Below are 8,500 nucleotides of genomic sequence, written 5' to 3'. Positions count from 1 at the left end.
GGGACACCCATGGCAGGTCCCAGGCGCGCGCGACAGGAGGACGGGTGGGGGCTCGGGGCGAGTCTCGTGGTGACGCTCGTCCTGCTGCTCCTGGCCGTGGGAGCGCTCCTGCTGACGCGTGCCTCCGTGCAGTCGCGGGTGATGGAGCGCTCCGTGGACCTGCAGGAGGTGGGGCTTCTGGGGCGGGCCTTCAGCGACAAGGTGTCCCTGGCCAACAGCGCGCTGCTGGCGGGCGGGCAGTCGCTCTCCCGGGACACGGCGCAGGCGCGGCGGCGCTTCCTGAACACCGCGGAGCGCCTGGCCGCGCGGCTGACCACGCCCGAGGACGAGGCCCTGGTGTGGGAGATCCGCGCCGCGGAGCAGGAGCACGAGGTGGCCCTGCGCTGGCTCGTGAACGCTGGCACGCCCCAGGAGCAGGGGCGGGCGCGCGAGCGGCTGGCCCACACCCACCGGCACGTGCGCGAGGCACAGGCCCAGCTGGAGCGCCGGGTGCAGGCGCGGCTGGCCCTGGAGAACCAGTCCGCGGCGCGGGTGGACCGGTGGGAGACGGCGCTGCTGCTGCTCGCCTCGCTGCTGGGGCTGGCGGTGGCGGCGGCGCTGGCGTGGGTGCTCCACCGCCGGCTGCACCCGCTGCGGCGCGAGGCGGCGGCCAGCGCGCACCGCTTCCAGGCGCTGGTGGAGGGCGTGCGCGACTACGCCCTGGTGCTGCTGGACACGCGAGGCCGGGTGGCCAGCTGGAACCCGGGCGCCGAGCGCATCAAGGGCTGGAGCGAGGCGGAGATATTGGGCCGCCCCATCTCCATCTTCTACACGTCCGAGGACGCGGCGACGGGCAGGCCGGAGCGGGATTTGTCCCGGGCGCTCCAGGAGGAGCGGCTGCGCACGGAGGGCTGGCGGCAGCGCAAGGACGGCTCGCGCTTCTGGGCGGAGGTGTCCATCACCGCGCTGCGCGACGTGGACGGCCAGCCCCAGGGCTTCACCGTGGTGACGCGCGACATCACCGAGCAGCGGCGCACGGAGCGGATGCAGGAGCTGCTGGCGGAGGCCGGCCGCGTCTTCCACCAGTCCCTGAACCCCGACCTGACGGCGGCGGAGGTGGCGCGGCTGCTGGTGCCGGAGGTGGCGGACGGCTGCATCCTCTACCTGCTCACGCCCGCCGGTGAGCTGCGGCCCCGGGCGGTGACGCACGTGCAGCCCGAGCGCGAGGCGAGCCTGTGGGAGGCCCTGCGGCGCTTCCCGCCCCGCGCGGGCATGCCCCCGGTCGTCTGGGAGGTGATGCGCACCGGGCGCTCGCGGATGGACGTGGAGGTGGAGACGGGCGACCTGGCGGCCTCCGCGGAGACGGAAGAGCACCGGGTGCTCATCGAGCGCGTCGCCATCGGCTCGTCGATGGTGGTGCCCCTGCGCGCGGGCAGCGAGACGCTGGGCGCCTTCGTCCTGCTGACGGCGCGGGGCCACCGCCGCTTCACGCAGGCGGACCAGGTGCTGGTGGAGGAGCTGGCCGGCCGCGCGGCGCTGGCCCTGGAGAACACGCGGCTCTTGCGCGAGGCGCGCGAGGCGGTGGACCTCATCGCCGTCACCGCGCACGACCTGGGCAATCCCTTGCATGCGTTGCAGTTGCTGCTCAGCAAGGTGCAGCGCGCGCAGGCGGCCGGCCGCGACCAGGACGTGCGTCAGGGATTGGTGGCGGCGCGCGGGCAGGCGCAGCGGCTGGGGCAATTGCTGCACAACCTGCTGGACCTGTCCCGGCTGTCGTCCGGCAAGCGGCTGCTGGACGCGGCGCCCATGGATTTGGGGGAGCTGGCGCGCGAGGTGGTGGAGCGCTTCGCGGAGGCCGCCGCGGAGGCGGGCTGTGATTTGAAGTTGGAGGTGGAGGACGGGCAGGTGGGGCAGTGGGACCGCGTCCGCCTGGACCGGGTGGTGACGAACCTGTTGTCCAACGCGCTGAAGTTCGGCCGGGGCCACCCGGTGACGGTGTCGGTGTCGGCGCTGGACGGGGAGCACTCGCGGCTGCGGGTGCGCGACGAGGGCGTGGGCATCCCGCAGGAGGCCCAGCGCCGCGTCTTCGAGCGCTTCGAGCGGGAGCGCGCCGCGAGGACGCAGGCCGGCTACGGGCTGGGGCTCTACATCGCGCGCCAGCTGGTGGAGGCGCACGGCGGCGTCATCCACGTGGAGAGCGCACCGGGGTGCGGCGCCACCTTCACGGTGGACCTGCCGCGCATGCCCCGGCAGGTGGAGGAGCCGCGAGTGACGGAGCCGCAGCCGCTCTCCCAGTGACTTTTCTAGAGGTGCAGCGACGGCACGGGGGCGACGAGCCCGGGCTGGATGGGGAAGTCCTCGGGCAGCTTCTCGCGCTCCTCCAGCCGCTCGAACTCCAGCGAGTCGTGGGCGCAGAACACCGTCACCTGGTCGCCGTGGCGCTGCACCAGCTCCCGCAGCCGGCGCATGTTGTACCAGCGCATCCACCCGTCCTTCTGCATCAGCTTCTGGTAGGCGCGCAGCCCGGCGGTGCACCGGTAGCGGTCCAGGTCCATCTCCCCGTGATAGAAGTACGCGTCGCCCGCGTGCAGCATCCACCCGTCCCCGGTGTCGATGGCCACGCCCGCGTGTCCCAGCGTGTGGCCCACCAGCGGCACCAGCAGGATTTCCGGCGGCAGCCCGGTCAGCTCGCGCACGCAGTCGAAGCCGAACCAGCCCTCGCCCCGGTAGGGGACGTAGGTCTCCCAGCGCGTCTCCTTGGACCACTGCTGCGGGCGGAAGCGCGCGCGGTCCAGCCAGGACTTCTGCGCGGTGGCCACGCGGTACTCCTCCGCCAGCACGTGCACGCGCGCGTGGGGGAAGTCATCCAGGCCGCCCGCATGGTCGAAGTCCAGGTGCGTGAGGATGATGTCGCGCACGTCGCTGGCCTGGAAGCCCATGCGCTCCAGCTGGCGGACGGCGGTGGACTCCTCCGCCAGGGCGGGGCGGCAGAGCACGTCCCGGAACAGGCCATTGAGCCGCACGCGCGGCGCGTACACGTCATTGAGGCCGAAGCCGGTGTCCACCAGCACCAGGCCGCGCGGCGTCTCCAACGCCAGACAGTGGCAGGTGAGCGCCGCCGGGCCGACGAAACCGCGCCGTCCGTCCATGAGCCGCCGGCCGGGCGGGCACATCGTGGTGCAGTTCAGGTGGTGGATGCGCATGGCGGCTCCCGCTCCCTTGCATTCGTTCAGGGCAAAAGTGCGCCGTGCACCCCATGGGAGGAATCGCCGCGCGCGGACGGGACGGGGGCTCGCCCGCCCGGGGGGCGTGGGACGCCGCTCAGGGGGCGGGAGACTGCCCGGCCGCCTCCCCATCGAGCGGCGGGGCCGACATCAGCACCAGCGCCTCCGCTTCCGCGACGGGACGGTGCTCGACGCCCCGGGGGACGATGAGCAGCTCGCCCTCCTCCAGGTCCACGGTGCGCTCGCGCAGCTCGACCCGCAGGGTGCCCCGGGTGACGAAGAACAACGCATCTCCCGTGGAGTGCCGGCACCAGGGGCCGGTGCCCGTCAGCCGCACCAGGTGCACGGGCTGGCCATGGAGCATGCCCACGGGACGGACAATGCCAGGCGCAGGCAGGTCGGTGGAGGCGCGGGCCAGGTTCACCTTCTCCACGGGCGCGGCGACGGGCGCCGGGCCGGAGGGAGCGCGGCGGCGGGAATCCCAGCGGGGCGGACGGCCGCCGGAGAGGGGTGGGGTCCGGAGAATCGTGCTCATGCGACAGGGACTCCTTCAGGGGGGACGCGTCCCACCCCCTCATGGGTTGTCTTGCTTTCTGACAGAGCCAGGGCCTGTGTTTCACCCCCTGCCACGAGGGCCGGTCCGGTATCCGACGGAAGGCGCCGGTAAGATAGGGATTGCCCCGCCAGGCGGCAGGTCCGCCCGGCGGGGCTGTGTGTTGACCGCCGGAGACGGTTGCCTGCAGGCAGTCACCTGGCGGATGTCTGGTGTCCCGGCTCAGCGCACCCAGTTCACGTTGCTGTACGCCCTGGTGCCGTCCGCCCGCTCCGTGTTCGTCAGCGGTGCGTAGACGCGCGTGGTGATGGTGTTGGCGGCGGTGTCCACCTCCACGAGGCGCGTCGGGTTGGTGGTGCCGTCATGGAACGTGTTGAGCATCTGGTAGATGGTGTTGCCGTTCACGCCGGTGTCGGTGCGGTAGGCGGCGTTGCCCACGTGGCCGGAGAAGACGAAGCGCACGTTGGCGTACTGCTTGATGAGGTTGTCGAACACGTACTGGGGGCTGTTGTTGCCGTAGCCGCCGTTCGACTGCTCGATGCCGCCGCTGCCGTTCAGGTGCGAGTGGGTGATGATGATGACGTTGTGCTTGGGAAACTGGGCCAGCACGGTCTTCGCCCAGTTCACGGCGTCCGTGCGGGCCCACAGCTCCAGGTTCAACACCAGCCAGTTCAGGCCGCCCGCGTTGAACGTGTGGTAGGCGTTGTCGCACTTGCCGGACTCGAACACGCCGCCCAGGGCCTTGAAGCGGGACAGCGGGAAGTAGGCGTTGAAGGTGGTGGTGTTGCGCAGGTTGGCGTTGACGTTGCCGGGGCACGCGCTGCCGCCCTGGCACACGGCCGCCGTGTCGTGGTTGCCCAGGGCGATGGCGTAGGGAATCTGGGCGGCGTCGAGCACCTGGTAGGAATCACTGGCGCGCTGGTAGTAGAGGTGGTCGGGCGTGTCCCAGTCCAGCAGGTCGCCGGTGTGCATCACGAAGCGGATGTCCTGGGCCGTCTTGTTGTCGGCGATCCACTGCATGCGCTGGGTGAGCCGGGTGGGGGCGTAGACCGTCTCCTGCTGCGTGTCGGGGATGACGACGAAGGTGAACTTCGTGTCCACGGTGGTGGGCGCGGCGTAGAACTTGATGCCTTCGTTGGTCCAGCCCGCGGCGGTGAGCGCGTCGCGCTCCGCCTGGGTGACGGCGTGACGGTGTTTCTTCAGGCCCGGGTTGTCGAAGCGGTAGACGGGCACCAGGCACGTGTCCGCCGTCTTGGACGCATAGAAGCCCACGCCCTCGTCGGTGGTGAAGCCGGAGGCGATGAGGTTCGAGCGCTCGGTGGCGTCGATGGTGACGATGTGTTCACCCCGGCTGGGGCTGTAGAGCCGGTAGACGGGGGACAGGCCGGTGCCGGAGGAGCTCGCGGCCTTGAAGGGCGTGCCCCGGTCGTCGGTGTAGCCGTAGGTGGTGGCCGCGTTGGCGGCCTCGTTCGCGTTGAGGGTGAGGAGGCTGTCGCCCGTGGACGGACGCACCCGGTGATACACGGGCTTGCTGAGCGCGGCGCAGTCCAGCGCCGCCGTGGTGCTGCCCAGGTGCTGGGGTTCAGGCGCCTCGGCAGGACCGCAGGCGGACAGCACGCCGGCCAGGGCCAGGGCCGCGAGGAGGGAAGAAGGCTTCAAGATGTGCTCCCAGTGAAGTCGTGATGTTCAAACTAAGATTGAATTGCTGGGATATGCATAGCATTGATGGAAGGGGCTGGAGAAGGCGCCTGTCGAGGAGTGTCGCGAGTGTTACAGGGGCGGAGCCGGATGACCGTGTGGGGACTGCTGGTCGTGCTGCTCACGGGCTGCGCCAGCGGGCCCACGGTGCGGCTGCGCGCGGAGCGGGGGACGCGGGTCCATGAGCCGGTGACGTGGGACCGAAGGGTTCCGGTCAGCGCGCGGGAGTTCGAGGAGGCGCTGACGCGGCTGGTGTTGGAGGTGCCGCTGACGGTGCGCTCACCGAGGGTGGTGCGCGCGGCCGCGAAGCAGGGGGCGGAGCTGGACCGGAGCCTCGGGTTCATGCTGCGCGACCGGTACGGACGGTGGTGCCGGGCGCATGAGGCTCCGGGGGACTGCCTGTCCTTGCTGGAGGACGGGGCGGGCTTCGGCGAGCTGGACCGGCTGACGCTCGCGGTGGGCATGTCGCTGGAGCCCCTGCGCGCGAGCATCGGGACCGCGTTGCAGGACACGTTGAACCCAGCGTTCTTCGTGTCCGTGGTCTCGGGAGCGATTGCGTCCTGGGTGGTGCTGGCCGCGGTGCCAGAGCCCCTGTTCACCAAGGCGGCGGCGGTGATTGCCGCTGTGTTCCTGGCGTACGTGGGCGTGCAGTCGTTCCTCGCGGTGGTGCGAGCGTGCGGCGCGCTGAAGGACGCCACGGACCGGGCGACGACGTTCCAGGAGCTGGAGGAAGCAGCGGACGCGTTCGCGCAGGCCCTGGGGCCGGAGGTGGCGCGCGTCTTCGTGCTCGCGGTCACAGTGGCGGTGAGTCACGGCGTGACGATGGGGTTGTCCTCCGCGCTCTCTTTGATGCCGCGCTTCCCGGGTGCCGTGCGGCTGGGCCCGGCGCAGGTGTTGGATGTGAGCGCGGTGGCGGTGGCGGGTGAAGTGGTGGAGGTCACGCTCGCGTCCACGGCGGTGACCATGGCCACGATGGGGCTTCCACCGTCAAGAGGTCCAGGCAAGTGGGTGCAGGTGAACGAGTCGATGTCCGACCGGGCCCGCGACTATCAGGCCCAGGTGACGGAAGCACCGAAGGGCTCCGCGTACCGGCTACAAGAGGGGGACACCGTCGTGGACTTCGACGGCTACGACCCCGTGGAGAACGTGCTGCTGGAAGCCAAGGGCCCGGGCTACGCGAAGTTCATCACCGACAACATGACGGTCAAGCAGTTCTATAAAGGCTTCATCAAGACGATCGCTCAAGCCATGCGCCAGGTCAGCATGGCAGATGGAAGACACATTCGTTGGATTGTCGCCGAGAAGCGATTCGCCGACCTGCTTCGAGCAACCTTCAACGAGCAGAAGATCATCATTGAGGTTGTACACATTGATCCCGTCCGTTGAGGAGACGCTGAGGCCATGATTGAGACGTACTACGCAGGCTGCTACTGGCTGGCTCGACCTGAGCCCGTCGAGGCTTGCGCCCAGCGTCTGGAGGATTTCCTTCGGCGGATGGAGCCTCTCGAACCGACGTGGAACCGCTGGCATGAAGCGGCAGCAACTTTCGAGAAGGCCCGCCAGCGTCAGGTCCCCGTGAACGTCGCCACGCTCACGAAACTCCTGAGCAAGAAGAGCAATCGATTCCGTGACTTCTCGAGCTTTCCCCTCTGGGCGGGTGAGAACGAGGAGGAAACCTCGGGCATCAATGGCAACTGTGGGGGCGCCTCTTCACGCATGGCCTCTGTCTGTGCCCTCAATGCGCTCAGCACGGGCCAGGTCGCAGAACGCGTACTGACCGCTCCGGTACTCACTGGCGTGGTACGGGCCATGGCCTTGGCGTGGGAGCCCGAGTTCGGCATCGCGACCTCGCATGCGCTGAAGGCCCGTCTCCAAGGGCTAGAAACACGTCCCAGCCTGGACACCTTCGTCGGCTGGGTCACCTACCTCGCCGACTCCCGAGGCCCCGTGCCCCCTCTGCCCGCGCCCGTCCAGGTGGAGCACATTCCCAACCGGGGCACGCTCATCACCCTCACGCCGGAGAAGTTCACCGTCTCCAACCCGGCTCACGTCGCCCTGGCCGCGGACGTCCAGGCGCGCCTCCAGGACGCGGGGCTGCTCATCCCCCTGCGCCCCTGGGCCCCTCAGTCCGGGTAGAACATCGGGTCCCGCGTCGACACGAACGACGAGATGGCGTGCGCCACCTCCGGCGGCAGCGTGGTGAACTGCACGCCCACGCCCGGCATCAGGTCCGGCGTGCGGTCGTTGCCGTCGCGCGCCCAGCGCACCACGCCGTTCACCGTCAGCGGCCGGCCTCCCGGCAGCGTGAAGTCCAGCTCCACCGGCGTGCCGCGCGGCACCGCCTCCACCGTGGCGATGAAGATGCCGCCCTCGCTGATGTCCATGGAGAAGCCGGTGAAGAAGTTGGAATCACTGCGCGTGTCGATGGCCGTGTGCATCCGCACCCGGCCCGCCTTGCGCCCGTCGCTCTTCGCCGGCGTGAGGGCCACGGCGGCGCGTGCCGGGGGCCGCTCCGCGCGGGTCGGCGACTCCTCGGAGACCTTCGCCCCGGAGGGACGCAGGGCCGCGGGCGGGACGACCTTCTGGGTCTCCGCCTCCGCCGCGCGCCGGGCCTTCTCCTCGGCCTCCGCGCGGGCCTTCGCCGCGGCCTCCACGCGCTTCAGGTCGGACTCGGCGGACGTCAGCGCCTTCTCCACGAGCGCGGCGTCCTCCTGCTGCACGCGCAGCGCGGACTGGAGGTCCAGCCCGGCCTGGCGGCGCGTGTCCAGCGCGGCCTCGCGCGCGTCCAGGGCCTTCTCGCGCAGGCGCGCCAGCTCCGGGGACGGCTCGGGGGACTCGGTGTCCTCCAGGCGCATGGCCCACTGGGACAGGCGCGAGTCTCCGGCATGCTCCGGCCGGGCCAGGGCCTGCCGGGTGCGGTTCAGCCGCTCGGACAACGCGGCCGCGTCGGCGGTGGCGCGAGCCACCTGTTCAGCGAGCTGTGCTTCCAGCTTCGCCATGTCGGCTTCGGCGCGAGCCAGCTCGGCTTCCCGGGAGGGAGTGGGGG

The 8,500-nt window shown here is 70.7% G+C and carries 7 protein-coding genes; 3 read left to right on the top strand and 4 right to left on the bottom strand.

All coding sequences use genetic code 11. The annotated features are described in order from the left end of the window. The first annotated feature begins 9 nt into the window (after window positions 1-9). Complete coding sequence (locus D7X55_RS30560) at window positions 10-2,277, top strand: PAS domain-containing sensor histidine kinase (protein ID WP_121724903.1); 2,268 nt, start codon at window positions 10-12, stop codon at window positions 2,275-2,277. A gap of 5 nt (window positions 2,278-2,282) precedes the next feature. On the opposite strand, the gene D7X55_RS30555 is transcribed toward D7X55_RS30560, so the two are convergent. The 3 genes from D7X55_RS30555 to D7X55_RS30545 form a co-directional block, all read right to left on the bottom strand. Then, window positions 2,283-3,182 (bottom strand): MBL fold metallo-hydrolase, encoded by a 900-nt coding sequence (locus D7X55_RS30555; RefSeq protein ID WP_120552895.1) that lies wholly within the window; start codon window positions 3,180-3,182, stop codon window positions 2,283-2,285. A gap of 118 nt (window positions 3,183-3,300) precedes the next feature. Further along, complete coding sequence (locus D7X55_RS44880; RefSeq protein ID WP_233610163.1) at window positions 3,301-3,738, bottom strand: cupin domain-containing protein; 438 nt, start codon at window positions 3,736-3,738, stop codon at window positions 3,301-3,303. A 240-nt stretch (window positions 3,739-3,978) separates the two neighbouring features. Continuing rightward, window positions 3,979-5,415, bottom strand: coding sequence for a metallophosphoesterase (locus tag D7X55_RS30545; protein WP_121724902.1), 1,437 nt, complete (start codon window positions 5,413-5,415; stop codon window positions 3,979-3,981). Window positions 5,416-5,544: 129 nt separating this feature from the next. Between D7X55_RS30545 and D7X55_RS30540 the strand changes: the two genes are divergently transcribed. Both D7X55_RS30540 and D7X55_RS30535 read left to right on the top strand, forming a co-directional pair. Further along, window positions 5,545-6,840, top strand: coding sequence for a Tox-REase-5 domain-containing protein (locus tag D7X55_RS30540; RefSeq protein WP_121724901.1), 1,296 nt, complete (start codon window positions 5,545-5,547; stop codon window positions 6,838-6,840). Window positions 6,841-6,855: 15 nt separating this feature from the next. Beyond that, window positions 6,856-7,590 carry an immunity 52 family protein gene (locus D7X55_RS30535; protein WP_121724900.1) on the top strand — a complete coding sequence of 245 codons (735 nt, stop codon included), beginning with the start codon at window positions 6,856-6,858 and terminating at the stop codon, window positions 7,588-7,590. Here the strand turns inward: D7X55_RS30535 and D7X55_RS30530 are convergent. Then, window positions 7,578-8,500 (bottom strand): TIGR02266 family protein (locus D7X55_RS30530; protein WP_121724904.1); only part of this gene is annotated, 923 nt, incomplete at its 5' end. The two genes, D7X55_RS30535 and D7X55_RS30530, sit on opposite strands and share 13 nt — an antisense overlap.

This window comes from Corallococcus sp. AB049A (genome assembly GCF_003668885.1).
GTDB lineage: Bacteria > Myxococcota > Myxococcia > Myxococcales > Myxococcaceae > Corallococcus > Corallococcus interemptor.
This window is presented reverse-complemented; position numbering and strand designations above follow the sequence as displayed.